Origin of the sequence: Bradyrhizobium mercantei (genome assembly GCF_001982635.1) — a bacterium.
Lineage (GTDB): Bacteria > Pseudomonadota > Alphaproteobacteria > Rhizobiales > Xanthobacteraceae > Bradyrhizobium > Bradyrhizobium mercantei.
In genome coordinates, this window is record NZ_MKFI01000002.1 from 324342 (window position 1) to 351145 (window position 26804).

The 26804-nt window shown below is 64.6% G+C and carries 30 protein-coding genes; 19 read left to right on the forward strand and 11 right to left on the reverse strand.

The features are described 5' to 3' along the window. Positions 1-72: 72 nt before the first annotated feature. The 6 genes from BI327_RS09115 to BI327_RS09140 all read left to right on the forward strand — a co-directional run bounded on the left by BI327_RS09115 (position 73) and on the right by BI327_RS09140 (position 3927). The gene (locus tag BI327_RS09115; RefSeq protein ID WP_076859784.1) at positions 73-288 is read left to right on the forward strand and encodes a hypothetical protein; all 216 of its coding nucleotides are present in this window, start codon (positions 73-75) and stop codon (positions 286-288) included. Positions 289-418: 130 nt separating this feature from the next. Continuing rightward, positions 419-691, forward strand: coding sequence for a hypothetical protein (locus BI327_RS09120; protein ID WP_076859786.1), 273 nt, complete (start codon positions 419-421; stop codon positions 689-691). 178 nt (positions 692-869) lie between these two features. Continuing rightward, complete coding sequence (locus tag BI327_RS09125; protein ID WP_076859788.1) at positions 870-2159, forward strand: hemolysin family protein; 1290 nt, start codon at positions 870-872, stop codon at positions 2157-2159. 116 nt (positions 2160-2275) lie between these two features. After that, on the forward strand, positions 2276-2875 hold the full coding sequence (locus tag BI327_RS09130) for a formyltransferase family protein (protein ID WP_076859789.1): 600 nt from the start codon (positions 2276-2278) through the stop codon (positions 2873-2875). 193 nt (positions 2876-3068) lie between these two features. Further along, the gene (locus BI327_RS09135; protein ID WP_076859791.1) at positions 3069-3428 is read left to right on the forward strand and encodes a hypothetical protein; all 360 of its coding nucleotides are present in this window, start codon (positions 3069-3071) and stop codon (positions 3426-3428) included. A gap of 121 nt (positions 3429-3549) precedes the next feature. Further along, positions 3550-3927, forward strand: coding sequence for a hypothetical protein (locus tag BI327_RS09140; RefSeq protein WP_089025457.1), 378 nt, complete (start codon positions 3550-3552; stop codon positions 3925-3927). Between the two features lie 92 nt (positions 3928-4019). Here BI327_RS09140 and BI327_RS09145 read toward each other — a convergent pair whose 3' ends face one another. After that, positions 4020-4418, reverse strand: a complete 399-nt coding sequence (locus tag BI327_RS09145) for a RidA family protein (protein WP_074127783.1) — start codon at positions 4416-4418, stop codon at positions 4020-4022. 144 nt (positions 4419-4562) lie between these two features. Here BI327_RS09145 and BI327_RS09150 point away from each other — a divergent pair, with 144 nt between their 5' ends. Further along, positions 4563-5438, forward strand: coding sequence for a DMT family transporter (locus tag BI327_RS09150; RefSeq protein WP_076859796.1), 876 nt, complete (start codon positions 4563-4565; stop codon positions 5436-5438). Positions 5439-5525: 87 nt separating this feature from the next. On the opposite strand, the gene BI327_RS09155 is transcribed toward BI327_RS09150, so the two are convergent. Continuing rightward, positions 5526-5765: a BrnA antitoxin family protein gene (locus BI327_RS09155; RefSeq protein WP_076859798.1), complete on the reverse strand. Its 240-nt coding sequence runs from the start codon at positions 5763-5765 to the stop codon at positions 5526-5528. An 18-nt stretch (positions 5766-5783) separates the two neighbouring features. After that, positions 5784-6758, reverse strand: coding sequence for a cysteine synthase A (gene cysK / locus BI327_RS09160; protein WP_076859800.1), 975 nt, complete (start codon positions 6756-6758; stop codon positions 5784-5786). A 226-nt stretch (positions 6759-6984) separates the two neighbouring features. Between cysK and BI327_RS09165 the strand changes: the two genes are divergently transcribed. Continuing rightward, positions 6985-7200, forward strand: coding sequence for a hypothetical protein (locus BI327_RS09165; RefSeq protein ID WP_076859802.1), 216 nt, complete (start codon positions 6985-6987; stop codon positions 7198-7200). 11 nt (positions 7201-7211) lie between these two features. On the opposite strand, the gene tgt is transcribed toward BI327_RS09165, so the two are convergent. Next, the gene (gene tgt / locus BI327_RS09170) at positions 7212-8345 is read right to left on the reverse strand and encodes a tRNA guanosine(34) transglycosylase Tgt (protein ID WP_076859804.1); all 1134 of its coding nucleotides are present in this window, start codon (positions 8343-8345) and stop codon (positions 7212-7214) included. 253 nt (positions 8346-8598) lie between these two features. Between tgt and BI327_RS09175 the strand changes: the two genes are divergently transcribed. The 4 genes from BI327_RS09175 (at position 8599) to BI327_RS09190 (ending at position 12796) form a co-directional block, all read left to right on the forward strand. Beyond that, positions 8599-9729 (forward strand): patatin-like phospholipase family protein, encoded by a 1131-nt coding sequence (locus BI327_RS09175; RefSeq protein WP_076859806.1) that lies wholly within the window; start codon positions 8599-8601, stop codon positions 9727-9729. A gap of 96 nt (positions 9730-9825) precedes the next feature. Beyond that, positions 9826-10599, forward strand: a complete 774-nt coding sequence (locus BI327_RS09180; protein ID WP_076859808.1) for a TetR/AcrR family transcriptional regulator — start codon at positions 9826-9828, stop codon at positions 10597-10599. Positions 10600-10861: 262 nt separating this feature from the next. Further along, a complete protein-coding gene (locus BI327_RS09185) occupies positions 10862-11503 on the forward strand; it encodes a PepSY domain-containing protein (RefSeq protein ID WP_076859810.1) in 642 nt (213 codons plus the stop codon). A 267-nt stretch (positions 11504-11770) separates the two neighbouring features. Further along, positions 11771-12796: an aspartate-semialdehyde dehydrogenase gene (locus BI327_RS09190; protein WP_076859813.1), complete on the forward strand. Its 1026-nt coding sequence runs from the start codon at positions 11771-11773 to the stop codon at positions 12794-12796. A gap of 152 nt (positions 12797-12948) precedes the next feature. On the opposite strand, the gene queA is transcribed toward BI327_RS09190, so the two are convergent. From queA to coaD, 5 genes are all read right to left on the reverse strand, one after another. Further along, positions 12949-14025 (reverse strand): tRNA preQ1(34) S-adenosylmethionine ribosyltransferase-isomerase QueA, encoded by a 1077-nt coding sequence (queA, locus tag BI327_RS09195; protein ID WP_076859815.1) that lies wholly within the window; start codon positions 14023-14025, stop codon positions 12949-12951. A gap of 105 nt (positions 14026-14130) precedes the next feature. Next, the gene (locus BI327_RS09200) at positions 14131-14595 is read right to left on the reverse strand and encodes a peptidylprolyl isomerase (protein ID WP_016846097.1); all 465 of its coding nucleotides are present in this window, start codon (positions 14593-14595) and stop codon (positions 14131-14133) included. Continuing rightward, positions 14571-15008, reverse strand: coding sequence for a hypothetical protein (locus BI327_RS09205; RefSeq protein WP_076860700.1), 438 nt, complete (start codon positions 15006-15008; stop codon positions 14571-14573). The genes BI327_RS09200 and BI327_RS09205 overlap by 25 nt, the downstream gene beginning before the upstream one ends. 8 nt (positions 15009-15016) lie before the next feature. Beyond that, positions 15017-15580, reverse strand: a complete 564-nt coding sequence (locus tag BI327_RS09210) for a peptidylprolyl isomerase (RefSeq protein WP_076859817.1) — start codon at positions 15578-15580, stop codon at positions 15017-15019. A gap of 47 nt (positions 15581-15627) precedes the next feature. Further along, positions 15628-16125 carry a pantetheine-phosphate adenylyltransferase gene (gene coaD / locus BI327_RS09215; RefSeq protein ID WP_076859819.1) on the reverse strand — a complete coding sequence of 166 codons (498 nt, stop codon included), beginning with the start codon at positions 16123-16125 and terminating at the stop codon, positions 15628-15630. Between the two features lie 268 nt (positions 16126-16393). On the opposite strand from coaD, the gene BI327_RS09220 reads away from it, so the two are divergent. The 7 genes from BI327_RS09220 to BI327_RS09250 all read left to right on the forward strand — a co-directional run bounded on the left by BI327_RS09220 (position 16394) and on the right by BI327_RS09250 (position 23316). Next, positions 16394-16651, forward strand: a complete 258-nt coding sequence (locus BI327_RS09220; protein ID WP_076860701.1) for a hypothetical protein — start codon at positions 16394-16396, stop codon at positions 16649-16651. A 248-nt stretch (positions 16652-16899) separates the two neighbouring features. Beyond that, a complete protein-coding gene (locus BI327_RS09225; protein WP_076859821.1) occupies positions 16900-18753 on the forward strand; it encodes a potassium transporter Kup in 1854 nt (617 codons plus the stop codon). Between the two features lie 214 nt (positions 18754-18967). Next, entirely contained in the window at positions 18968-19354 is a 387-nt protein-coding gene (locus BI327_RS09230) for a hypothetical protein (RefSeq protein ID WP_076859823.1), read from the forward strand. Between the two features lie 298 nt (positions 19355-19652). Continuing rightward, on the forward strand, positions 19653-20480 hold the full coding sequence (locus tag BI327_RS09235; protein ID WP_076859825.1) for a DUF4261 domain-containing protein: 828 nt from the start codon (positions 19653-19655) through the stop codon (positions 20478-20480). A 33-nt stretch (positions 20481-20513) separates the two neighbouring features. Continuing rightward, on the forward strand, positions 20514-21473 hold the full coding sequence (locus BI327_RS09240) for a phosphotransferase family protein (protein ID WP_076859827.1): 960 nt from the start codon (positions 20514-20516) through the stop codon (positions 21471-21473). 167 nt (positions 21474-21640) lie between these two features. Further along, positions 21641-22399 (forward strand): SDR family oxidoreductase, encoded by a 759-nt coding sequence (locus BI327_RS09245; RefSeq protein ID WP_076859829.1) that lies wholly within the window; start codon positions 21641-21643, stop codon positions 22397-22399. Further along, positions 22396-23316 (forward strand): sigma-70 family RNA polymerase sigma factor, encoded by a 921-nt coding sequence (locus BI327_RS09250; protein WP_076859831.1) that lies wholly within the window; start codon positions 22396-22398, stop codon positions 23314-23316. The genes BI327_RS09245 and BI327_RS09250 overlap by 4 nt, the downstream gene beginning before the upstream one ends. A 124-nt stretch (positions 23317-23440) precedes the next feature. On the opposite strand, the gene gyrA is transcribed toward BI327_RS09250, so the two are convergent. Both gyrA and BI327_RS09260 read right to left on the reverse strand, forming a co-directional pair. Continuing rightward, positions 23441-26170, reverse strand: coding sequence for a DNA gyrase subunit A (gene gyrA, locus BI327_RS09255; RefSeq protein ID WP_076859833.1), 2730 nt, complete (start codon positions 26168-26170; stop codon positions 23441-23443). Between the two features lie 213 nt (positions 26171-26383). Next, entirely contained in the window at positions 26384-26782 is a 399-nt protein-coding gene (locus BI327_RS09260) for a DUF2306 domain-containing protein (protein ID WP_076860702.1), read from the reverse strand. Between the last annotated feature and the right edge of the window lie 22 nt (positions 26783-26804).

Sequence of the window (26804 nt, forward strand, 5' to 3'; positions counted from 1 at the left end):
CGCCCGTGATCCATCTCATAGTTGGTCGAGCTGAGCCGCGCTACACCGCTCCCGCAACGAAGTGGTGCCGCCGTGGACCATGACACCGACAGCAGGATCGATTTCGGAAGCATCGCCGTCGCGATCTGCGTCGCCGCCTACACGGCGATCATGCTTGCCTATCTTGCCCAATACGATCTCGGCCTATCAGCCACGCAGACGCGTCATCTCTCGATGGCGGCTGCGCTGTTCCTGGCGCTGCCGGTCGCGCTGGATTTGCTGCGCGCCGGAGCCGGCAACGCGCGCTGACGCCGGCATCGGCGCGGCTGCCGCATCTGATCGTCCCCTGCCGCAAACGTCTCTGCACAAACATACCGCTAGGTGAAGCGACGCGAATCAGCGTTACTTTGCAACTGATCGCTTCGTGGGATTTGGCGGCATGACCCAACCCGGCGTCCTTGATCAGAAAGCTCTGGATCAAAAGGCTTTGGATCAGAACATTCGCGAATTGCAGGAATGGCTGCGCAAAGCCTGGCAGCAACTCGCTGACCCTTCGCTCACCGCCTTCTCCCGTCGCGAACTGCGCAACCAGATGAAGCAATGCAACGCCGATCTGCGGGTGCAGCTGCGGACCGTTTCCGAGCGGACGGCAATGCAGCCGGCTTCGTCTGGCAGGACCTTCGCCAAGCCGGCGCTGCGGATACTCGCCTAAAACTTGTTCAGCCGTCACGGACGCCAGCGCGCCAAAATGCCGCGATCTCCTGCTGCATGCGCGCCATACGCACCCTCTGCTTGTGCAGGAACGCCCGACAAGGCACAGCAAAACCGCGCCGGAATGCCTATATAGGGCATCGTAGCGCGGCCAGCGCCGCCAAAGCTTAGGGACTCCCGTGTTATATCTGGAACTTGCGATCGTGGCGGTCTTGATCGTCGTCAACGGTCTGTTGTCGATGTCGGAGCTCGCGATCGTCTCCTCCCGTCCGGCGCGCCTCGCCGCGCTGGTCGAACGCGGCGTCAGCGGTTCGCGCCGCGCGCTGGCGCTGGCCTCCGATCCCGGAAAATTCCTGTCCACCGTGCAGATCGGCATCACGCTGATCGGCGTGCTGTCGGGTGCGTTCTCGGGCGCAACGCTCGGCCAACGGCTCGCGCAATGGCTGTTCGAGGTCGGGCTCGCCGCGAACGTCGCCGATGCGGCCGGTGTCGGCATCGTCGTCGGCGTCATCACCTATGCCTCGCTGATCGTCGGCGAGCTGGTGCCGAAGCAGATTGCGCTGCGCGACCCGGAATCCGTCGCGGTGCGGGTCGCGCCGGCCATGACCATGATGGCGCGGCTGTCGCTGCCGCTGGTGTGGCTGCTCGACCGTTCCGGCAAGCTGTTGCTGTGGATCCTCGGCCATCGCGAGGATGCGCAGGACCGCGTCAGCGAGGACGAGATCAAGACGCTGGTGGTGGAAGCCGAGAACGCCGGCGTGCTGGAGCCCGGCGAAAAGGAGATGATCGCCGGCGTGATGCGGCTCGGCGACCTGCCGGTTGGCGCCGTGATGACGCCGCGCCACGAGGTCAGCCTGATCGACCTCGCCGCTCCCGCGCCCGAGATCCTGTCGACGCTGCAGAAGAGCAATCATTCGCGCTGCGTGGTGTTCGACGGCAACCGCGATCATGCGCTCGGCATCGTGCAGGCCAAGGACGTGCTCGACGTCTACCTCGCCGGCCAGACACCCGACATCCGCGCGCTGACGCGCGACGCGCCGATCATTCCGGAGACCGTCGACGCCCGCGACGTGGTCGCGATCCTGCGCGACTCCGCGGTGCATATCGGCCTCGTGCACGATGAATACGGCACCTTCCAGGGCGTCGTCACCAGCGCCGACATCCTCGAGGCCATCGTCGGCGCTTTCCACACCGAGGAAGGTCCGGCCGAGCCCGCCTATGTCAGGCGCGCCGACGGCTCCTATCTGATTTCAGGCTGGATGCCGGCGCTCGAGTTCAGCGAGCTGCTCGGCATCGCGCTGCCCTCGCCGCGGCCCTACCAGACCGCCGCCGGCTTCCTGCTGCATGCTTTCGGCGCAATCCCCGATGTCGGCGCCAAAACCACCGCGCAGGGCTGGGAATTCGAGATCGTCGATCTCGACGGCCGGCGCATCGACAAGGTGCTGGCCGGCAAGCTGCCGGCAGCCTGACATTGCCAGCCGGCCGACCTGTTGATAACGGGCAGGATGACAAAACAGGCGGCCGCGCTGTGCTATCGGCATAACGGCAGCTCAAGTCCCCCAGACTAACCCCACGGAATGATCCCATGCGCATTACCCTCGTCGGTTCCCGCCATTTCGGCGTGACGACCCTGAACATGCTGCGCAACCACCATGTCACGCTGGTCAGGGTGGTCGTCCATGACGGCGAGGACCGGCTGGCGGCAGCGGCCAGGGCGGCCGGCATCGAAGTCGTCGTCCAGGCCGATCCCAAGCTGGTGACGGCTGCCGAGATCGCACCAGGCACCGACCTGATCGTGACCGCGCACAGCCACGCCCGCGTCAGCAAGGAGGCGCTTGCCGTGGCCAAGTTTGGCGGCATCGGCTACCACCCGTCGCTGCTGCCCCGCCATCGCGGCATCGCAGCGGTGGAATGGACCATCAAGGAAGGCGATCCGATCGCCGGCGGCAGCATCTACCACCTCGCCGACCGCATGGACGCCGGCGCCATCGCCGCGCAGGACTGGGTGTTCGTCAAGAAGGGCGAGACCGCCCGCGAACTGTGGGAGCGCGCGCTGGCGCCGCTCGGCCTGCGCCTGCTCGGCGAGGTGATCGACTACGGCAAGGTCAACGGCGCGCTGCCGGCCAAGCCGCAGGATGAGCAGTTTGCGACCAAGGCGCCCAGTCTGACCCCCGGCAAGCACTAGTTCGGACCTCGGTATCAATATACCGAGGCTCAGAGGCCCGGGATCAGATTCTTCGTTCCAGACCCGGAACCGAATTCACCATGATGTGTTTGAGTTCACAGGAACATTTGGGGACTCTCGCGACGCAGCAAATTTTGAACACATTGTGACAGGATAAGCCGCGTCATCACACGAAATTACAGGGATTTGATTCATGCGTTCGATCCGCATTCGCGACCTGATTTTGGTCACTTCGGTCGCTTCGGCTGCCGCCCTCACCTCCGCTCCGGCCTCTGCTCAGCAGCCTTATGACGGCCTTTGGAGCGTCACCGTCGTCACCAAGACCGGCAGCTGCGAACCGTCGTCCAGCTCGACCGTGACCGTCGCGGATGGAAAGATCTCGGCACAGGGCGCGGCGGTCTCCGGCACCGTCGGCAGCGGGGGACTTGTGCGAGTCTCGATCAATGGTGCATATGCGAACGGACAACTCAGTGGCAACTCCGGATCGGGGAAGTGGAATGGGGCATCAGCTGGCGTACCGTGCAGCGGCCGATGGGAAGCGTCCCGTCAGTAAGATCACCAGCGTATCGAATTTCTTCGCCATCGCGCGGCGGCCAGCATTTGCAGCCGCCGCGTTTTTCGTGACCGCACTCGCAAGCACCGCAGGTCATGCCCAGTCGGGACCGTTCGCCGGCATGGCGGGTACCTGGTCGGGCGCCGGCTCGGTCACCCTCGATGACGGCTCCAGCGAGCGGATCCGTTGCCGCGCGACCTATCATGTCGGCGGGCCGCGGATGACCATGAACCTCACCTGCGCCAGCGACGCCTACAAGTTCAATTTGGCGGCCGACGTGCAGGCCGAAGGCAGCGCGGTCACGGGCTCCTGGAGCGAGTCCAGCCGCAACGTCAGCGGCGACCTGCGCGGCCGCGGCGGCGGCGGCAATTTCCAGGTCGTTGCCAGCGCCCCCGGCTTCAACGCCGACATCTCGATGCGCACCAGCGGCAACAAGCAGTCCGTCACGATCCGGGCCGACAGCCAGTTCCGCGGCGCCAACATCACGCTGTCGAAGTAATCAGTCGATACGCCAACGAGAAAAGCCCTCGGGTCATCCCGAGGGCTTTTTGTTTGGCCGCGCAGCGATCGCCCGCGCGAAATTGGGCGGTGCTATGCCGCAGGCACGAACGCCGTCACCTCGATCTCGACCTTGGCGCGCTGATCGACCAGCCCGTCGATATAGAGCAGCGTGGACGGCGGGAAATTGCGCCCCAGCGTTTCCTTCCACGCCGCACCGATGCCGGCGCCTGCGGCCTCGTATTCGCTGCGGCTGGTCAGATACCAGGTCAGGCGGACGATGTGCTCGGGACCGGCGCCGGCTTCGTTCAACAGCTTGATGATCCGCTTCAGCGCGGTGCCGACCTGGGCGGCCATGTCGGGCGCATACTCGCCCTTCTCGTCGCCGCCGGTCTGCCCGGCGAGCACGATCCATTTGCCGGGCGCGTCGAACGCGACGCCGTGCGAGAAGCCGCGGGGTTTCGACCATTCGGCCGGTTGCAAGACACGCATGAGCAGATCCTCCTGATGTGATTATTCCCGACCTGCTTAGCATCGATCGCACGTCCGGCGCATCACCACGTCGGCAGAATTGCGCGTTGCAAATTCGTATCAGCTCGCGGATACCGGGTGTCCCTTCTCACCTCGTTCCCCGTCATGGATCGCACGCCCTCAAAGACCCGCGCCGCGCTATGGATGTCAGGCTGGCTCGCGCTGATGCTGATCATCGCGGTGGCCGGCCGCGAGGCGACGCGCGAGGTCAACGTCTTCCAGCTGATGGCCGTGCGCGGCGTGCTCGGCTTCGTGATGCTGTATCCGCTGATCCACATCAATGGCGGGCTTGCGATCGTGAAGACGGCGCGCCTGCACGTGCACATCGCGCGCAACCTGGTCCATTTCTGCGCGCAGCTCGGCTGGTTCTATGCGCTGACATTGATCCCGATCGGCCAGGTGGTCGCGATCGAGTTCACGATGCCGATCTGGACCGCGATCCTTGCGGCGAGCTTTCTCGGCGAGCGGATGACGTCCTGGAAGATCGTCGCGATCGTGCTTGGCCTGGTCGGCGTGATCGTGATCGTGCGGCCCGCGACCGGTGCGATCAATCCGGGCCAGCTGATCGCGCTCGGCGCGGCGGTCGGCTTCGGCATCTCCGTCGCGGTGGTCAAGTCGCTGACGCGAACCGAGCAGACGCTGACGATCATGTTCTGGATGCTCGTGGTGCAGTCGCTCGCAAGCATCGGGCCCGCACTCTTGGTCTGGACCTGGCCGCCGCTCTCGACCTGGGGCTGGCTCGCGGTGATCGCGTTCTGCGGCACCTTCTCGCACTATTGCATGGCGCGCGCTTTGCTCCACGCCGACGCGACCGTGGTGATCCCGATGGATTTCATCCGGGTGCCGCTGACGGCGATCGCCGGCTGGCTGATCTATGCTGAACAGGTCGACGCCTACACGGTGCTCGGGGCGGCGATGATTCTGGCCGGCAACCTCCTCAACCTGAAGCCAGGCGCAAGGAAGCCGGTGCACGCACGGTGACGCGCGCGTCGCGCCTTGAACGGCGCCGCTCCACCACGACAGCAAAAAGCCCGGGGATCATCCCGGGCTCCTTGTTTCGGAAGCGTGTTACTTCCCGGCCGCCTTGCGCAGCGCCGCGTTGATGCGGTCCTGCCAGCCGGGGCCGCCCTCCTGGAAGTATTCCAGCACGTCCTGGTCGATCCGCAACGTGACCTGCTCGCGGACGCCGGGGACGGCCGCGGTCTTTGGCACCGCGTCAGCGACCTTGGTGGTGGCGCGTTTGAACGCCGCCTCGGCTTCGCTGCGGGCATCGTTCAGGGTTCGCGGTCGCCTCGGCTGATCGGCCATGTCTTCGATTCCTGTCTCTCAGATTCCTTCAAACAGCACCGTCGAGAGATAGCGCTCCGAGAATGACGGCACAATCGCCAGGATGGTCTTGCCCGCAGCTTCCGGCCGCTTGCCGATCTGCAAGGCGGCCGCGATCGCCGCACCCGACGAAATGCCGCCGGGGATGCCTTCGTTGCGCGCCAGCGCGCGCGAGGTCTCGATCGCGGTCGCGCTGTTGACCTTGACGATCTCGTCGATCACCGAGCGGTCGAGGATGTCAGGGATGAACCCTGCACCGATGCCCTGGATCTTGTGCGGCGTGTGCTGGCCGCCCGACAGCACCGGGCTCTCTTCCGGCTCGACCGCGACAATCCGCAGCGACGGCTTGCGCGGCTTCAGCACCTGGCCGACCCCGGTGATGGTGCCGCCGGTGCCGACGCCGGCGACGAAATAGTCGATGTTGCCGCCGGTGTCGTTCCAGATCTCCTCCGCCGTGGTGCGGCGATGGATTTCGGGATTGGCGAGGTTCTTGAACTGCTGCGGCATGACCGCGTTGGGTGTCGTGCGCACCAGCTCTTCCGCGGTCGCGATCGAGCCCTTCATGCCTTGCGCCGCCGGAGTCAGCACGATCTCGGCGCCGAGGAAGGCCAGCATCCGCCGCCGCTCGATCGACATCGATTCCGGCATTACGAGCTTCAGCCGGTAGCCGCGCGATGCCGCGACATAGGCGAGCGCGATGCCGGTGTTGCCCGAGGTCGGCTCGATCAACACCGTGTCGGCGTTGATGATGCCGGCCTTCTCCATCGCCACGATCATCGCTGCGCCGATGCGGTCTTTCACGCTGGCGGCCGGATTGAAGTATTCGAGCTTGGCGAGGATCGTCGCGTTGACGCCGCCCGCCTGCGGCAGTCTCCGCAGCCGCACGATCGGCGTGGAGCCGATCGCGTCGACGATGGAGTCAAAGACGCGGCCGCGTCCGGGTTGCACTGCACTCGTTGTCGACGGCGCGTCCATCAAGCGGCTCCTGTTGCGGTATGTGCTGGGAATATACGGTCTTCTCCCATTAGAAGCAGCGCATCATGGCGCGCAAGTGAGAAACCGCCGCAACGCAAATTCGTTGCGTTGCAAAATCAGAACCTACGCAAATAACGTAAAACCTACGCATTTGTGTTGCGACAAGGTCAAAGAATTCTGGCTATATACTTAAGTCAGGTACAGCTCAGAACGCAAAGGAGGTCACATGCCAGCTCTCGCTGAAGTTCTGTCGACCACAGCGTCTCGGCCCGATCCGCGTGGCAGCGATCTGCCGACCTGTCCGGTATGTGCGGACTCCATGGTGGCGGCGGAAGCCTCCGCCTACCTTCATGACAATTTGATCAGCTATCTCTGGACCTGCGACACTTGCGGTTATGGGTTCGTCACCAAGCACGCGGTGAAACCGATCGTGTGCAACTGATCACATAAAGCTCACCTCGGAGCGATGTCACCGCGCGCCCAACCGGCGCGCGTTTTCGTTCTGAAGTCCTCGAACGTGCCGTTTGCCACCGCATCGCGGATGCCCTGCATCAGCTCCTGGTAATAGGCGACGTTGATTTCGGACAGCAGCATTGCCCCAAGTGTTTCGCCTGACCGCACCAGATGGTGCAGATAGGCGCGCGCATAGTCGCGTGCGGCCGGCCACGGACTCTCTTCGTCGAGCGGGCGCGGATCGTCGACGTGCCGGGCGTTGCGCAGATTGATTTGCCCGAACCGGGTGAACGCCATGCCGTGCCGTCCGTTCCGTGTCGGCATCACACAGTCGAACATGTCGACGCCGCGCGCCACGGCTTCCAGAATATCCTCCGGCGTGCCGACGCCCATCAGATAACGCGGCCGATCGGCCGGCAGCGCCGGTGCGGTCTCCTCGATCATCGACAGCATCACCGCTTGCGGCTCACCGACCGCGAGCCCGCCGATCGCGTAACCGTGAAAGCCGATGTCGGTCAGGGAGCGCGCGCTGGCGTGGCGGAGATCGGGGATATCGCCGCCCTGCACGATGCCGAACAGCATGTAACCGTCCGGTGCCGCCTCGAAGGCGCGCTTGGAGCGCTCGGCCCAGCGCAGCGACAGCTGCATCGCCCGCTCGATGTCGGCGCGCTCCGCCGGCAGCCGGACACATTCGTCCATTTGCATCGCGATGTCGGAGCCGAGCAGCCGCTGCACCTCGATCGAGCGTTCCGGCGACAGCTCGACCTTGGTGCCGTCGATATGCGAGCGGAAGGTCACGGCCTTCTCGGTCACCTTGCGCAGCTCCGAGAGCGACATCACCTGGAAGCCGCCGGAATCCGTCAGCATCGGGCCGCCCCAGCCGGTGAAGCGTTGCAGGCCGCCCAGCCCGGCAATCCGCTCGGCACCCGGCCGCAGCATCAGGTGATAGGTGTTGCCGAGCACGATATCGGCGCCGGCATCGCGCACCTCGCGCCAATGCATGCCCTTCATCGCGCCCGCGGTGCCGACCGGCATGAAAGCGGGCGTCCGGACCACGCCATGCGGCGTGGTGAGGCGCCCGGTGCGGGCGGTGCCGTCGGTTGCCAGCAGCTCGAAATGATTGGGAAGTGTCATGCGGCTGCTTATTGCGTGTCGGTGATGCCGGATCAACCCGTCGGACAACGCCTTTCGCGCGAGTTCGTGAACGCGATCGGCCGGACGGGAGCTTGCCCCGCAACAGTCCTTCCGTTAAACAAAACGAAACCGTATCGTTTTATGTCAAGAATATGGCAACGAACCTTCCCGCCGCGACTTCAATCCGCGCGAAAGCTGACTGACCGAGATGCCCTCCCCCTCCAGTGCCCGGCCTGACGGCATCCGCCACCGGATGAGCGGGCGCGTGATCCGGCAAGTGGCCCTGCTGTGCGGGCTCGCCTTCGCGCTGACGGCCTGCAGCTCGCTGCCGCGGACGCCCTACACGGCCGCCGACGCTGCCAATTCGCGGGTGCTCGATCTCGACGGCCTGCGCCGCTATGCCGACGAGCCGGCGTCCAAATTCCGGCTCGAGAAGGATAACCTCGCCCCGATCAAGACCTACCTCGCGCTCTCCGGCGGCGGTGCCGACGGTGCCTACGGCGTCGGCGTGCTCAACGGCTGGACCGCGGCCGGCAACCGTCCGAGCTTCTCGGTCGTCTCCGGCGTCAGCACCGGCGGGCTGATTGCGCCCTTCGCCTTCCTCGGCTCGCGCTACGACGACACGCTGAAGGAGGTCTACACGTCAGGCATCGCGGAGAGCCTGCTGCAGGATCCGAGCCTGATGCGGGTGCTGTTCGGCTCCGGCCTGTTCGGCAACAAAAGGCTGCGCGAACTGGTGGCGCGTTACGTCGGCCAGGACATCCTCGACGAGGTGGCGCGCGAAAACGCCAAGGGCCGAAAGCTCCTGATCGTCACCACCGATCTCGACACCCAGCGCACGGTGATCTGGGACATGGGGCGGATCGCCGCCGTCGGCACGCCGGAGGCGCTGCAGCTGTTTCGCGACGTGATGGCGGCCTCCGCCTCGATCCCGCTGGTGTTTCCGCCGATCATGATCGACGCCGAGGGCCAGGGCCGCCGCTTCCAGGAGATGCATGTCGACGGCGGCGTCACCGCGCCGGTGCTGACTTTGCCGGACGCGCTGATGTTCCGCGAGCGCGCCTGGCCCGCCAATGGCCGCATGAACATCTACATCCTCGTCAACAAGAAGCTCGAGGGCAATTTCGAGCTGGTGTCGAATTCCACGATCGATGTCGCATCGCGCAGCATTTCCGCGATCACACAGGCGCAGACCCGCTCCGTGATCCTCTCGACCTATGATTTCGCCCGCCGCAACCGGCTGGGCTTCCATCTGTCCTACATCGAGCGCGATTATCCGGCGCCGGAAACCCAGGGCTTCGACACCGCCTATATGCGCGCGCTCTACCAGTACGGCTACGACAAGGCCGCCGCAGGGCACGCCTGGACCGCGACGCCGCCTTGAGCAGCCTGCCCCGGATACCACCGAATGGACGAATCCGGGCCGCACGGGTTATAGACCGGACGAACCCGTCCGACGCACAACGAGATGAATGGGCAAATGGGATTGACCGCAACCAGGGCCAAGACGGCTAACAAGACGGCTAACAAGGCGGCCAAGCGCGGCGTGATCAAGTCACGCGGCGGCCGGCCGACCCGGGACGCGGCGATCGAGCGCGACCAGCGGCTGATCGAGGTCGCCACCCGCCTGTTCCTCGAGCGCGGCTTCGATGCGACGTCGATCGACGCGGTGGCTGAAGCTGCCCGCGTCAGCAAGCCCACCGTGTACGGCCAATACGGCGACAAGCGCGGCCTGTTCACCGCGGTGCTCCGGCGCGAGATTGCCCGCTGGCTCGCCCCGCTCGCCGCCGCCGCGGCCGAAGCACAGGGCGACGGCAATTGCGATGGCTCGGCCGAGGAACGGCTGATCGAGCTCGGGCGCCAGCTACTGGTGCTGAATTGCAGCGCCGACTCCATCGCCTTCAGCCGGATCCTGACCGCGCAGGCGATCAATTTCCCCGAGGTCGCCAAGCTCGCCGTCGACGAGGGCTGGTCGAAAGCCGTGTCCACGACCGCGGATTTCTTCGACCATCTGGCCGACAAAGGCGTGCTCGATCTCGAGGACACCACGATCGCCGCCGAGACCTTCCTCAACATGGTGGTCGGCCACACCCATCGGATGGCGACATTCGGAATTCCGATCGACATGAAGGCGGCCGAGACGCGGATGGAGGTCTCGATCCGGCTGTTCCTGGCCGGCGCCGTTGGGCCGCGGGATCGCCTCCGCGACGCGGCCAAAGAGACCTCCAAGGCGCGCCGCCGGCCGGCCCGCTGACAGTTTTATAGGATCGTTTGATCATCTTACACGTTGCCGTGATGAGCCTTGAATAAACAGAACGAAACCGTATTGTTTAGTTGCAATGAGACGCGGAACCCAAGTTCAGCCCCCCAGCGGTTTTGCGTCGCCTTGTCACTTCGATCGTCGACGAAGCTGCCGCCATCGCTTCGTCTGAACGTTCGGCGGCCGACCTCTGACTAACAAGGGTCGGCCGCATCTTTCTCCGCCCGGGCGGCGGTTCGACGCGACGGAAGCGACTATGACGACGGGACGACTACACGCATTGCGGCATTCGGCATTCGGAACGCAGCTGCTCGCGGCCGCGCTGCTCACCCTGCCCTTGAGCCTTCCCTTGGGCCTTCCCCTGGCGTCACCGGCCCATGCGGTCACGGGTTCGGAAGCCGCCGCGCTCACCCCGCAGGACAACGACAACGCGCTCGACGTGCACGCGGTTCGCCGCGAGCTCGACAGCTTCCAGGCAGCGCAGATCTCGCTGCGCAAGGCGATGGCGATCGCGGAGGCGCTGCATTCCGGCTCGATCACCGCCGACATCAGCTTCGACGGCGCAACCGAGCCCGCGGTCTACCGGGTCAAGACCATGCAGCGGGACCGCATCTGGCAGCACGCGATTGACGCCTCGACCGGCGAAGTCGTCGGCGGCGAGGCCCCTTCGTCGCTGGCATCCCTCGGTGCCGACGACCGCGACAACCTCATGGTGCTCAGGGCGCTCCGGCATCGCCTCGGCGACGCGGTGCGCGTCGCCGAGCACACCACCTCGGGCAAGGCGATCTCGGGCGGCTTGATGCGCGAACGCGGCAAGCTCAATTTCGTCATCGTGGTGCTCGCCGGCAGCGATCTGAAAGAGGTGATCCTCGAGCCGCCCGGCGTGCGCAGGCGCTGAGGCTGCCCCGGGCAAGGTTCTTCTCTGGCCAGATTTTCGCCCAAAAGCCGTTGACGGACGCCGATCTCTCCCGCATAAGTCCGCACCATGATCACCGCGACCAAACGCACCAGCAAAACCACCAAGCCCTCCGGGGCCTCGGGAGGCGTGCGCGCGTAGTCGGTCGTACCGCATCATCTCTACCCGAAGCCCCGCCTGATGAAGGTCCGGGGCTTTTTTATTGCCTGCAGCACAGCACACCCAGCACATCTGAAAACGGAGGACAAAGTGAGTAACGATCCCGTCGTCGCGATTGTCGGCGTCACCGGCGCAGTCGGCGCCGAATTCATCGCCACCATGGACAAGCGCGGCTTCCGCGTCGGCAAGCTGAAGGCGCTGGCGAGCGCCCGCTCGGCCGGCAAGACCGTCTCCTTCCGCGGCCAGCCTGTCGTGATCGAGGAGCTGACCGAGCGCGCCTTCGAGGGCGTCGACATCGCGCTGCTCTCGGCCGGCAGCGGCATCTCGAAGAAGTTCGCGCCGCTCGCGGTGAAGTCCGGCGCCGTCGTGGTCGACAACTCCTCGGCGTTCCGGATGGATCCGAACGTGCCGCTGGTGATCCCCGAGATCAATGCCAACCGCATCCGCGACCACAAGGGCATCATCGCCAACCCGAACTGCGCTGCGATCACCGCGCTGGTGCCGCTGTGGCCGATCCACCGGAAGAACCGCATCAAGCGCGTGATCATCTCGACCTATCAGGCCGCGAGCGGTGCCGGAGCCGCCGCGATGGATGAGCTCGTCGAATCGACCCGCGCCAATCTCAACGGACAGGTCTACACCCCGAAGGTGATGCCGCACCCCTACGCCTTCAACCTGTTCAACCACAACACGGCTGTCGATCCGGAGACCGGCTACAACGACGAAGAGACCAAGGTCATCAAGGAGACCCACAAGATCTTCGAGGACGAGAAGATCGCGGTCGGCGTCACCTGCGTACGGGTGCCGGTGCTGCGCGCGCATTGCGAGGCGATCACCTTCGAATGCGAGAGGCCGATCACCGAGGATCAGGTGCGCGCGATCATGGCGCAGGCGCCCGGCGTCAAGATCGTCGACGATCGCGCCAAGAACTACTTCCCGATGCCGATCGACGCGTCGGGCCAGGACGACGTGCTGGTCGGCCGCATCCGCAAGGATCTCAGCGATCCCTCCGGCCACTCGATCTCGATGTTCGTCGCGGCCGATCAGCTGCTCAAGGGCGCTGCGCTGAACGCGGTGCAGATCGCGGAGCTGTTGCCCGAACGCGCGATGGCGTGAGGTTAGGACACGACGAAACTAAACCCGTCATCCTGAGGTGCGAGCGAAGCGAGCCTCGAAGGATGCACGGCCCCAGTCGGGCCGTCGCCCTTCGAGGCCTCCGCTACGCTCCGGCACCTCAGGGTGACGGTGAAATGGCTGTGCTCGCGGGCCTAACTCTTCGCCCGAAACAGCAGGCACGCATCGCCGTACGAATAGAACCGGTAGCCATCCTTGATCGCATGCGCGTAGGCGCTCTGCATCGTCTCGAGGCCGGAGAACGCCGAGACCAGCATGAACAGCGTCGAGCGCGGCAGGTGGAAATTGGTCAGCAGGATATCGACCGCGCGGAAGCGGTAGCCCGGCGTGATGAAGATCGAGGTTTCCGCCGCAAATGGCTGAATGCTGCCGTCGGCATTGGCGGCGCTTTCGAGCAGCCGCAGCGACGTGGTGCCGATTGCGACGATCCGGCCACCCTTTGCTCGCGCGGCGTTCAAGGCGGCGGCGGTCTCTGCGGTGATGCAGCCCCATTCGGCATGCATCCTGTGCTCGGAGGTTTCGTCCACCTTCACCGGCAGAAACGTCCCTGCCCCGACATGCAGCGTCAGGCGATGCAGTTCGACGCCGCGGTCCTTCAGCGCGGCTTCCAGCGCCGGCGTGAAATGAAGTCCCGCCGTCGGCGCTGCGACCGCGCCTTCATTGGCGGCGAACATGGTCTGGTAATCGCTGACGTCCTGGTCGTCGGGCGTGCGCTTGGAGGCGATGTAGGGCGGCAGCGGCGTGGCGCCGACGTCGGCGATGGCCTGGTCGAGCACCGGACCATGGAACGAGAATGACAGCGTCACCTCGCCCTCCTGCCCCTTGGCTTCGACCTCGGCGTCGAGATTGCCGAGCAGGCAGACCTTGCCCTCATTGCCGAAGCGGATGGTGTCGCCGGGCGCGAGCTTCTTGGCCGGCTTCACCAGCGCCTGCCAGCGCGAGCCGTCAAGCCGCTTGATCAAGGTCGCCTCGATCTTCGGTTCGGTCTCGCGCCCGATCCGGCGGCCTTTGAGCTGGGCCGCGATCACCTTGGTGTCGTTGACGACGATCTGATCGCCGGGCTCGAGCCAATGCGGCAGATCGGCAATCGTCGCGTCGCGCAGCACGCCGTCCGGATGCACCACCAGCATCCGCGCGGAATCGCGCGGGCTCGCAGGCCGGAGCGCGATGCTCTCGGGCGGCAGTTCGAAATCGAAAAGGTCGGTGCGCATGGTTATCCCGAGCCGTCGTTCCGGGGCGATGCGGCAGCATCGAACCCGGAACCTCGAGATTCCGGGTTCACGCTCCGCGTGCCCCGGAATGACGGAGTGCTTGGCTTACGCCGCGTCGGCGGCCATGCGCGCCTTCACGATCTTGTCCGGATCCTTCACCGGCTCGCCGCGCTTGATCTTGTCGACGTTCTCCATGCCCTCGGTGACCTTGCCCCAGACCGTGTACTGGCCGTTGAGGAAGGAGGCGTCGTCGAAGCAGATGAAGAACTGGCTGTCGCCGGAATCAGGATTGGCGGCGCGGGCCATCGAGGCGGTGCCGCGGACATGCGGCTCCTTGTTGAACTCGGCCTTCAGCTTCTTGCCGGAGCCGCCCATGCCGGTGCCCTGCGGGCAGCCGGTCTGCGCCATGAAGCCGTCGATCACGCGGTGGAACACGATGCCGTCGTAGAAGCCTTCGCGCACCAGCTCCTTGATCCGCGCGACGTGACCGGGCGCGAGATCCGGGCGCATTTCGATCGTGACCGGGCCCTGGGTGGTTTCGAGGATCAGAGTATTTTCGGTAGCAGCCATGCTCGCTTCTCCTGGCTTCGGGGTGGATATTTCTTATTCCTGAACGGGATCGCGAATGGGCGGCCAGCCACTGCGCCGCCCAGGCTCTCGGTAAATGGCAACGGCGTGCAGCGCTGCAACGTCTCCATCACCGCGACCCGGTACGCAATCCGGTCGTTGTCGGTCGCCTCCTGCGATTCATAGCTGATCCTGGGATGCCCGAGGATCGCGCCCTCACGGTTGAAGCTGACAATGAGGGTAATGTCGATCGGACCGGCCTTGTCCGCCGGCGGCGGCCGCCAGCAACGGTGGATGGCCAGGACAACGTCCCTGATCGAATTGAGTTGCTCCGGCTCGGCCTGCGCCGACGTGGTCAGCGCGAGGCACAGCAGCGGCGCGGCGAACCAGGCAAGTGGTTTGCTGCGCGCCGCCATCGCGCCGATCACTTGATGTCGGATGCGACCTGCACCTTCACCATCTTGTCGGGATCGGTGACGCTGCCGCTGGGCGAGCCCGCGGGCGCCTTCTTCAGCTTGTCGACCACGTCCATGCCCGACACCACCTCGCCGATCACGGTGTACTGGCCGTTGAGGCTCGGTCCGTCGGCGAACATGATGAAGAACTGCGAATTGGCGCTGTCGACGCTGTCGCCGCGGCGGGCCATGCCGACGATGCCGCGCTTGAACGGGACCTGCGAGAACTCCTGCTTCAGGTTCGGATATTTCGAGCCGCCGGTGCCGTTGAAATTCTGACCGTCGCCGGTCTGCGCCATGAAGCCATCCATCACGCGGTGGAACGGCACGTTGTTGTAGAAGCCTTCGCGCGCCAGCTGCTTGATGCGTTCGGCATGCTGGGGTGCGATGTCGGTGCGCAGCTTGATGACGATGCGGCCCTTGGTGGTGTCGATCACGATCGCATTGGCCTTGTCGAGATTGGCAGGCAGCGGCTGTGCGACCGCGGGCACGACGCAGAGCAGCGCGGCAACGAATGCAAGAATGCGGATCATGGAAACTCCGGATCTCTGTAACGTTCGGGATGTGGCAGCCGCCGGTATCAGGGGGCGAACTTGGCCTTCAGGCTAGCGGCGACTGATGACGGCACGAATGCAGAGAAGTCGCCGCCCATCTGGGCGATTTGGCGCACCAGTGTGGCGGTGATCGGGCGGACCGCGACCGATGCCGGAACGAACACCGTATGCACTTCGGGCGCCATGGCCTCGTTCATGCCGGCGAGTTGCATCTCGTAGTCGAGATCGGTGCCGTCACGCAGGCCGCGAATCATCAACGTGGCGTTGGCCGCGCGGGCCGCCGCGACCGTGAGATTGTCATAGGTCGCGCTCTCGAAGGCGCAGCCCGCCTTCTGGGCGATGGGGCCGAACACCTCGTGGACCATGGCGAGCCGCTCCTCGGTGGAGAACAGCGGCTTCTTGCCGGGATGGACGCCGATGGCGACGATCAGGCGGTCGCAGAGGAAGACGGCCTGTCTCACCACGTCCAGATGGCCGTTGGTGACGGGATCGAAGGAGCCTGGGTAGATCGCGATACGGGACATGGTCCCTCCTAACCCGCCCCGCTCGCCCCGGCAAGCCGCCCGGGTTCCATGAGCCGGGCGAAATAAATCTCCGCTCGTCCAGTGAACGAGTCCTGGGATGCCAGCGTCTACGTGGGTGAATGTTTCGTCGGCCGGTGGCGGACGAAACAAAACCGGCCCGCGACGAAACCATTTCCCGGGGTGGCGAAGACACCAGGAAACTTGCGGCCGGTAGACATTGCACAACGAAACGACGGGCCCGGGCGGGTCCGTTCATATGGGGACCGTCATGATCAAGGCACTTTCCGCTATCGCCGTTGCCGCGTTCATTGCCGCCGCGCTCACCGTGCTGCCGGGCTTTGCGCCGCAGGTCGAAGCCTCGACCCCGCAGCCGCTGGCCAAGGCCGACCGTCTCGACATCCACCCGGTCGGCAAGGACTGCTCGCAGCAGGCCTGGCCGAATTTCGAAGCCTCCTGCCTGCGCAGCGCCGGCACCAAGACCGTGGTTCGCGAAGCCCGCCTCGTCACCGCCGACCGCACCCCGTAGAACAAATTTCCAACAAGCTGAATGCCGGTCCGCGCGACGACAGCGCATCGAAGCAATTGTTCAGCCTGGCGTAAGGTCAGGCTGTCACGCAAAACCCAATGGTAATTTGCGACGTCCCGTCGCAGACTATCGTCTAAGGCGCCCGGCCGGATCACCCGGCGGGCGCGAGCCATCGGGGGATTGCCGTGACCAGTACGCCCGCCATCGTTTCTTCTGGCCACCCTCCCACCAGCCCGATTCCGGTCGCGGTGACGCTCGGTGCCCTGGGTGTCGTCTATGGCGACATCGGCACCAGCCCCCTCTACGCCCTGAAGGAAGCCGCCAAGGCCGCCACCCATGGCGGGCCGCTCACCGAAAGCGCCGTGCTCGGCGTGGTCTCGCTGATCCTGTGGGCGCTGATCCTCATCATCTCGGTCAAATACGCGATGCTGATCCTGCGCGCGGACAACCGCGGTGAAGGCGGCATCGTCGCGCTCTTGGCGCTGCTGTCGGCGCGCAACGCGGCGCCCGGCACCTGGCGCGCCCATCTTCTGGTGGTCGGGCTGATCGGCGCGGCTCTGCTCTATGGCGACGGCGCGATCACGCCGGCCATCTCGGTGCTGTCGGCGATCGAAGGTCTGAAGGTCGACGCGCCCTCGCTGACGCCGGCGGTGGTGCCGCTCACCGTCGTCATCCTGATCGGCCTGTTCATGATGCAGAAGCAGGGCACCGGCTTCATCGGCAAGATCTTCGGCCCGGTGATGCTGTTCTGGTTCGGGGTGCTGGCAGCGCTCGGCATTCACGGCATCGTCAAGGCGCCCGGCGTGCTGGTGGCGCTGAGCCCGTTCTATGCATTCAATTTCCTGATCCATCAGGATTTTCACGTCAGCTTCGCGATCCTCGGCGCCGCCTTCCTCGCAGTGACCGGCGGTGAGGCGATGTATGCCGACATGGGACATTTCGGGCGCTTTCCGATCCGGCTCGCCTGGTTCGCCGTCTGCCTGCCCGCGCTGGTGCTGAACTATTTCGGCCAGGCCGCGCTCTTGATCACCGACCCGACCGCGATCGACAACCCGTTCTTCCAGCTCTCGCCGGACTGGTCGCATTACCCGCTCGTGCTGCTTGCGACCATTGCCACCGTGATTGCCTCGCAGGCGATCATCTCGGGTGTGTTCTCGCTGACCCAGCAGTCGATCCAGCTCGGCTTCCTGCCGCGCATGCATATCCAGCACACCACCAGCGACGCGATCGGGCAGATCTACGTGCCGCTGGTGAACTGGCTGCTCGCGGCCGGGACGCTCGGCGCGGTGCTCGCCTTCGGCACCTCGGACGCGCTGGCCGGCGCCTACGGCATCGCGGTGTCGCTGCTGATGGCGATCACCACCCTGCTCGCCGCGCTGGTCGCGATCCAGTGGGGCTATTCGCCGATCCTCGTGATCGCGGTGAACGGCTTCTTCTTCATCATCGACGCGATCTTCTTCGCGGCAAACACCGAGAAACTGTTCGAGGGCGGCTGGTTCCCGCTGCTGCTCGCCGCTGCCGTGGCGTTCCTGATGATGACCTGGCGCAGCGGTGTGAAGCTGGTCGAGAGGGCGCGCAGCAAGCTGCGCCAGCCGGAAGAGGATCTGATCGAGACCGCAGTCAACAAATGCAGCGCGCGCCTGCCGGGTACTGCGGTCTTCCTCGCCTCAGCCCCCAACGGCGTGCCGCTCGCGCTGACCCAATTCGTCAAGCACAACCACGTGCTGCATCAGCGCGTGCTGCTGGTCACCGTGCAGATCGAGGAGCGGCCGCGCATCCCCGACGAGGAGCGCGCCGACGTGGTCGAGATCAGCCCGGGCATCACCCGGATCATCCTGCATTACGGCTTCATGCAGTACCCGACGATCTATGAGGGACTGCAGCTCGCCTGCCGGCAAAGCAAGCTGCCCGGCATCGATCTCTCCGACGTGACCTACTACATCGGCCGCGAGACCATTATCCCGCGCGAGGACGTTCCGGGCATGTGGGTGTGGCGGGAATCGCTGTTCGCCTTCCTGCAACGCAACGCCGAGCGCTCCGCGGCCTTCTTCGGCGTGCCGACCGGCCAGGTCGTGGAGTTCGGCACGGAGATCGAGATTTGATTTCACGATCGACGCAGCCCGGATGATGCGAGGCGACAGACCCGGTGAAATCAGTGCGAATATCAAACGATCCGCATCTTCAGCTCAAACGGCGGTTGGCGATCTAGGTTGACCAGGCACAGGTGATCGTTGATCGCGTGCCGCTGCACGCCGCGGTGACCTTGCTTACCACTTAGGCGTGGTTTAGGCTTCTTTCTCACGCCGAGGTTTAAACATGGTCTGGAAGATCATCGCGCTTGCTTACGCGTTCTTCTGCTTCTACCTCTTCTTCGACCCGACATATTACGAGACCACAATTCGGGCCGTCGGGCTCGCGCTATACGTAGGCGGATTGATCGGCCTTTTTGTGTTCGCCTTCAAGAAGCGCATGCTCTCGGCGCAATTTTGGAGGCTTTTTACAGTGGTCTACGTCGGCTATGCGGCAGTCGGCTTGCTGCTGGGGGCTCAGACAATTATCGCCGCGCATGGTGTTCGGACCTACCTTGTCGCGATTGCCATCAACCTTATTTTTCAGTTCCCGATCGTATTGAGCCTGTGGCGGCTTTCCTTTCCGATCATGCAAGTCGGACCGCCGCCCCTTCGCGAAGCAGCCACTCCTTAAGCCAAAATCTCCGGAAATGAGCGGCCCAGTCGAAATCTTTGGGTGTCTCATTCAACGACGACACGGGACATAAGACGCGGGAGGGACTGTGTTCAAATCATGGTTTGGCCGAAAGTCCACCGAACAGCCGAAATCACAATCCCCGGACCGACCGCCTTCGCAAGACCGCGATCAGTCGCCGTTGCTGTCCTCTTCAGGTCAACCCGTACCGCGCTTGTATCTGGCTGGTGATCCCGAGGTGGCAAATCGGCCCAGCGGTCCTCGCTTTCCCATCAAATATCGAGGGCCGGCACTAATCTTGACCGAGGAGATTGAAAGCATCTCGTCAGCGGCCCTCGAACAGGCCATCCGGCGGCGCGCGCCCGACATCCACTTCAAGGCCGAACCGCCGCCGGAGCCGACGAAGCCGGGTCAACGCCCGACAGCCCTCGGTACCTATCCGGACGCCATTAAGGCCTTCCAGAACGGCCGGACACCCCTGCTTTGCGGCGTCAGCTACATCCCCAACATCAATCTCCATGGCATGGACAGGCAAAGCTGTGTCACGACGAGTTGGTGGTGGCCGGAGACGCGCGAGGTGGTGGCCCGGACCAAAGCGCACGCCGTCACCGCTATATTCGGTGAGATCGAAGAAACTCCGCCCAAGGAACGAATCCTCATCGAGATGCAACTGGTCGCAGCGGCCCTCGATGTATTGCAGACGGCGACCGCAGTGATCTGGCCTGACGCAAATGCGATGTGGCCGCCAAAGGCTTTCCTGTCCCAGCTCGATCGCGACAAGGGCGAGATTCCCGTCACGTTGGCGGTCGCCGTGAAGCTTGGCAGGGACACCGAACATCTACACCCAAACGGCACGCCGAAATGGTTCGCGCGGACCGAAGGATTGCACGCCTTCGGCATGATGGAAGTGGAATGGCGCGCCTTCAGCGGTGAAGTCCCGAAACTGGCGAGCTGGATTACTGCCGTCGCCTGGTATCTCATCACGAACGGGCCGATCATTGCCAGCGAAGATTCAATGGGGTCGGACGCACCGGGAGTCATGCCGCCCCTCGTTATCCGTCAGGAGCCGTCTACGACGGTCCTCGGCACACTGGCCTATGTCGTTTACCCGCAGCCGCTGCTGTAGGTCGGCGGTCCCACGCGAGGATGTTTCGGGCAAATGTCCAACGATCCGCCACTTCAGCTCAAGCCGCGGCTCGCGATCTCGATCGACCAGGCGCAGGCCATCGTCAGCCGCGTCGGCCCTCGCACAGCGGTGCGCGACGTGATCGAGCTGCGCGGCGGCGAGATCAGCACGATCCTCGAGATCGCGCTGGTGGACGCGCCTGGCTACATCCTCAAGGTCTATCCCGCGCAGCTGCAATGGAAAATGGCAAAGGAGGTCCACGTCCTCGGCCTCCTGCGCGACGTCGACATCCCCGTCCCCCGAATCCTCCTCGCTGACGACACAAGATCGACGATCGACCTCAGCTTCGTGCTGATGAGCAAGCTCGACGGCGTCGTACTCGGGCAGCGAGAGCCGGAGCTGGCCGATCAGGAGCTGTTTACGGTCTATGCCGCGATGGGCACCGCGCTCCGCAGCTTCAATGACGTCACCCTCGACAGCTTCGGCTATATCGGCCCGAACGGGGTCTGGACGCCTCACGCCAATAACCGCGCCTACATGTCCGCGCAATTCGACCGCAAGCTGACTGAGTTCTGCACGCGCGGCGGGGACGAGGCGCTTGCCGCGCAACTGCGGGCCGGCATTGCCGCGCGCAGCCATCTGCTCGACGCAGTCCACACGCCGCGGCTGTGCCACTACGATCTCCACGCCGGAAACGTGCTGGTGAATCCCGAAGGAAGCCCGCAGCTCACCGGCATTGTCGATTTCGAGAACTGCACCGCCGGAGATCCGCTGATGGATATCGCCAAGGCGCTCTACTATTTCACACCGAAGGACGCGCCGAAGCGTGACGGACTGCTCGCGGGCCACGGCACGCGCGAACGCCTCGACTGGGAGCCGACGATCGCGCTGTACCGGCTCGCCTGTACGCTCGAGCTCTGGTGCTGGTACGCCAAGATTGGAAAGATTGACGAGCTCCCCAAACTCACTACGGAGCTGGAGAGCGCCACGTGAACGCGCCTGCCTGACGAGCATCGGATGCGGCCGAGGCCGGCCTGTGACAGGGCTATCGTCTGGAGGAACTCGAAGAGTCAAACAGAAATGCCGGCTTCCAGGTCAGAGCCTGACTCTTTTCGGCGGCCTCGATCGTCTTGGCTCTACACAGACATGGGAGCCAACAAATGAGCCTCGAGAATAAAGTCGCCGTCGTCACCGGAGGAAGCCGCGGTCTCGGCCTGGGCCTGGTTGAAGCGCTTGTCGCCGAACGGGCAAAAGTCACGGTCGTTGCACGCGGAACGGACTCGCTCAAGGCCGCCCACGACCGGCTCGGCGTCACGACGATCTCGGCGGATGTGACCGATCGCGCCGCCGCCAATCGCATCCTCTCCGAGATCAAGCCGGACATTCTGGCGCTCAATGCGGGCATCACGCCGCGGATGAGTCGACTGGATCAGTTGAGCTGGGAGGATTTCTCGGCAACCTGGGAAACCGACGTCAAAGCGGGTCTGTTCTGGCTTCAGGCAGCCCTCAATCTACCTTTGAAGCCGGGCAGCAGAGTGCTCGTCGGATCAAGCGGCGCCGCTGTCACGGGATCGCAGATGTCGGGCGGTTACGGCGGCTCCAAGCGAATGCTATGGTTCATGGCCAAGTATGCCGACGGCGTTTCGCAGGAATTGAATCTCGGCATCCGCTTTCAGGCCATCGTGCCGCGACAGATGATCCTGGGGACCGGAATCGGAGATGCCGCAGCCGGCGCCTATTCGGGATCGATGGGGATTACGCCCGAACAGTTTGTCGCGCGCTTCGGCGCCCCCATGCCTCCCCGGGAATTCGGTGATCTCGTGATCTCAATCTTGAAAGACCCGCAATACGCCGACGGCATCGTATTCGGCCTCAACGGAGACGCCGGCGTGACTATCATGGAGGGGGCGGCAGCTTGACCGGCGGCGAAGACCATTCGAGCACCAATCGGTGGGCCGCGCTTCTCGCACTGGCCGAGGAACTGCGGCCCGAGCTTCATCGGTATTGTTCGCGTCTGGTGGGCTCGGTGATCGAGGGCGAGGACGTCGTCCAGGACACCTTCGCCAAGGCCTTCGTCGCCATGGAAGCAATGGTCGAACTGCCCCAACTGCGCGCGTGGTTGTTTCGTATCGCTCACAACCGTGCCTTGGATGTCTTGCGCAGCAAGGCCATCCGCGCCGCCGAGCCGATCGAGGCAGCGTACAACGTGGTCGACGGAGCAAGCCCTGATCCCGTGGAGCAGTTGATGCATCAGGAAGCGGTGCGGACAGCGGTATCGCGCTTTGCGGAGCTCCCGATCCTGCAACGTAGCGTGATTATCCTGAAAGATGTCCTCGACGAGCCGCTCGCCGACATCGCCTCCCTGCTCGGTCTCACCATCGATTCCGTGAAGGCGCATCTTGCGCGGGGGCGTGCGCGTCTTCGCGAGATCAATGCAACCGCATCCCCGCCGCCGGACGTCAGATCGCCCTCCGCAGCAGTGATGCGGTATGTCACCCTGTTCAACCAGCGGGATTGGGACGGGTTGCGCGCGATGCTGGCGGATGACGTGAAGCTCAATCAATCAGCTCACCCGGTCCGGATCGGACGGAATGACGTTGGGATGTTCTTCAGCATCTACGGAAAAATGGACCGGATGCGGCTGGCGCCCGCCTGGTTGGAGGGCCGGGAAGTCATTGCGGTGTTCGAGAGCGGCATCGAGACCAAGCCGAGCTACTTCATGTGGCTCGAGTGGCGCGGCGACGAAATTACGTTCATCCGCGACTACAGGTACGTCCGCTACATCATGGCGGACGCGGAGCTCACCTTCTCGACCGACAGCGGAACGCACGCGTAACGAACGGCGCGTCCCGGTTAACGGTTGTTCGAAGAATGTATCCGCACCCTGATGCTCCGGGATGGAGCTTTCCGGCACATCCCGAAGCTCACTCGACTGAGGCCTGATCAGATCAACGGCGGCGCTAGCCGCCGTTGCCGTTCTCGCCGTTTTCCTCTTCCGGAATGTGCTCGACCGAGACCACGTGCTCGTCCTCGGCGGTGTCGAACACGATCACGCCCTGGGTCGAGCGGCCGGCGACGCGGATGTCGGCCACCGGGCAGCGGATCAGCTGGCCCTTGTCGGTGACCAGCATGATCTGGTCGGCATCCTCGACCGGGAACGACGCCACCAGATTGCCGTTGCGGTTGTTGACGCTCATCGCGACGATGCCCTTACCGCCGCGGCCGGTGGTGCGGTACTCGTAGGACGAGGTCCGCTTGCCGTAGCCGTTGACCGAGACGGTCAGCACCACCTGCTCGGCTGCCGACAGCTCGGCATAGCGCTCCTGCGACAGCTGGATCGCATCGTTCGCCGTCTCCTCGCCCTCGGCCTCGACCGGCTCCTCGGCCGTGGCCTCGCCGGCCACCGCGCGGCGCATCTTCAGATACGCCGAGCGCTCGTCCGAGGTGGTCTCGACATGGCGCAGGATCGCCAGCGAGATCAGCCTGTCGGCTTCGGCGAGCGCAATGCCGCGCACGCCCATCGAGGTGCGGCCGGTGAAGACGCGCACATCGGGGACCGGGAAGCGGATGCACTGGCCGCCGGCGGCGGTCAGCAGCACGTCGTCGCGCTCGGTGCAGATCTGCACGTCGACGATCGCCTCGCCCTCCCCGAGCTTCATCGCGATGATGCCGGAGCGGCGGACGTCGACGAAGTCGGACAGCTTGTTGCGGCGAACGGTGCCGCTGGTCGTCGCGAACATCACGTCGAGATTGCCCCAGGAGGATTCATCCTCCGGCAGCGGCATGATCGTGGTGATGCGCTCGCCCTGCTCCAGCGGCAGGATGTTGATCAGCGCCTTGCCGCGCGCGTTGGGCGCCGCCATCGGCAGCCGCCAGACCTTCTCCTTGTAGACCTGGCCGCGCGACGAGAAGAACAGCACCGGCGTGTGCGTGGAGGCGACGAACAGCCGCGCGACGAAATCCTCGTCGCGGGTCTGCATGCCGGCGCGGCCCTTGCCGCCGCGGCGCTGCGCCCGGTAGGTCGACAGCGGCACGCGCTTGACGTAGCCCGCATGCGACACGGTGACGACCATGTCCTCGCGCTGGATCAGGTCCTCGTCCTCGACCTCGCCTTCCTGCTCGATGATCTGGGTCTTGCGCGGCGTCGCGAACTGCTGCTTCACCTCGGCGAGCTCGGTCTTGACGATGCCCTGCACGCGCGCACGCGAGCGCAGGATGTCGAGATAGTCGGCGATTTCAGCCGCGAGCTTGTCGAGCTCCTCGGAAATCTCGTCGCGCCCGAGCGCGGTCAGGCGCTGCAGCCGCAGATCGAGGATGGCCCTGGCCTGCTCGAGCGACAGGCGGATGGTGCCGTCGTCGTTGATCCGGTGCCGGGGATCGTCGATCAGCGTGATCATCGCCTCGACGTCGCGCGCCGCCCAGTCGCGCGACATCAGGGTGTCGCGCGCGGTGTTCGGATCGGGCGAGGTCCGGATCACCCGGATCATCTCGTCGATATTGGCGACCGCAATCGCAAGGCCGACCAGGATGTGGGCGCGGTCGCGCGCCTTGCCGAGCAGGAACTTGGTCCGCCGGGTCACCACCTGCTCGCGGAACGCGACGAAGATGGTGAGCAGGTCCTTCAGGGTCATGGTCTGCGGACGACCGGAATCCAGCGCCAGCATGTTGGCCGGGAAGTTGGTCTGCAGCGGCGTGAACCGGTAGAGCTGGTTCAGCACCACGTCGGGCACCGCTTCGCGCTTCAGCTCGATCACGACGCGATAGCCGTCGCGGTCGGACTCGTCGCGCAGGTCGCCGATGCCCTCGATCTTCTTCTCTTTCACGAGGTCGGCGATGCGCTCGACCATCGTGGCCTTGTTCACCTGGTAGGGAATCTCGGTGATGATGATCGCTTCGCGATCCTTGCGGATGGTGTCGATCGTCACCTTGCCGCGCATCACGATCGAGCCGCGGCCGAGATGATAGGCGGAGCGGATGCCCTGACGGCCGAGGATGATGCCGCCGGTCGGGAAATCCGGACCCGGAATGATGTCGATCAGCTCGTCGATCGACAGCGCCGGATTGTCGATCAGCGCCACGCAGGCGTCGACCACTTCGCCGAGATTGTGCGGCGGGATGTTGGTCGCCATGCCGACGGCGATGCCGCCGGCCCCGTTGACCAGCAGGTTCGGGAACCGGGCCGGCAGGACCGACGGCTCCTGCTCCGAATTGTCGTAGTTCGGCTGGAAATCGACGGTATCCATGTCGATATCCGCGAGAACGGCCAGCGCCGCCTTGGTCAGCCGCGCTTCCGTATATCGGTAGGCCGCCGGCGGATCGCCGTCGATCGAGCCGAAATTACCCTGGCCGTCGATCAGCGGCACGCGCAGGGAGAAGTCCTGCGCCATGCGGACCATCGCGTCGTAAATCGACTGGTCGCCATGCGGGTGATATTTACCGATCACGTCACCGACGACGCGCGCGGATTTGACGTACTTCTTGTCCGGCGTATGCCCCTGCTCATGCATCGAGTACAGGATGCGCCGGTGCACCGGCTTGAGCCCGTCGCGCGCATCGGGCAGCGCACGCGACACGATCACGCTCATCGCGTAATCGAGGTAGGACTTCTTCATCTCGTCGAGAATGGAAACGGGACGAATATCTGAGGGCACCGGCGGCTCGCCGGGCTTGTCATCTTCGTTATCGGACAAAGGGGAAATCCGGTCAGTTTTACTCGGGAATCATATAGCCCATCGGGGGCCTGATAACCACCCTTGCGCGGCTCCCGCAAGCCGTTTTTCCCTTCGTTTTTTCATGGACTTACTGGCGACATTGCAGGCTTGCGACGGGCCCGCCTCGCGCCAGCATTGCCGCCTTGCGAAGACGCCCTGGAACCGGCCCTCGCTGCGGTCTCGATTGCGCATTTAGTGGCCGAAAATCACCGCATGCATGATCCGCCCGGGCATCAAGGTGAACAGCCCGGCGATGATAAGCGCGCCGAAGAAAATGCCGATCATCGTGAACTTGTGGCGGCGGACATTGTGGCTCCGCGCGGCCGTCACGCCGAGCACCAGCATCACCAGCGTGAAGATCGACAGCAGGTGAATCGGGCTCCACGGCCCAAGCAGGCGGATCTGATGGATCCAGAACGAGCTTCCGGCGACCACCAGCATCAGGATCACCCAGATCCAGCCCAGCGTCCGGTGCGGCAGCGTGCCCTTGGGAGCGGCGAGCTGGATGGAGCCGAGCACGAAGGCGGCCATCGCGGCGAAGGCATGGAGCGGGATCGCAGGCGCAGCGTCGAGCAATGGCGCGAGGCTCATGATGGCGGCCCTTGAATTGAGC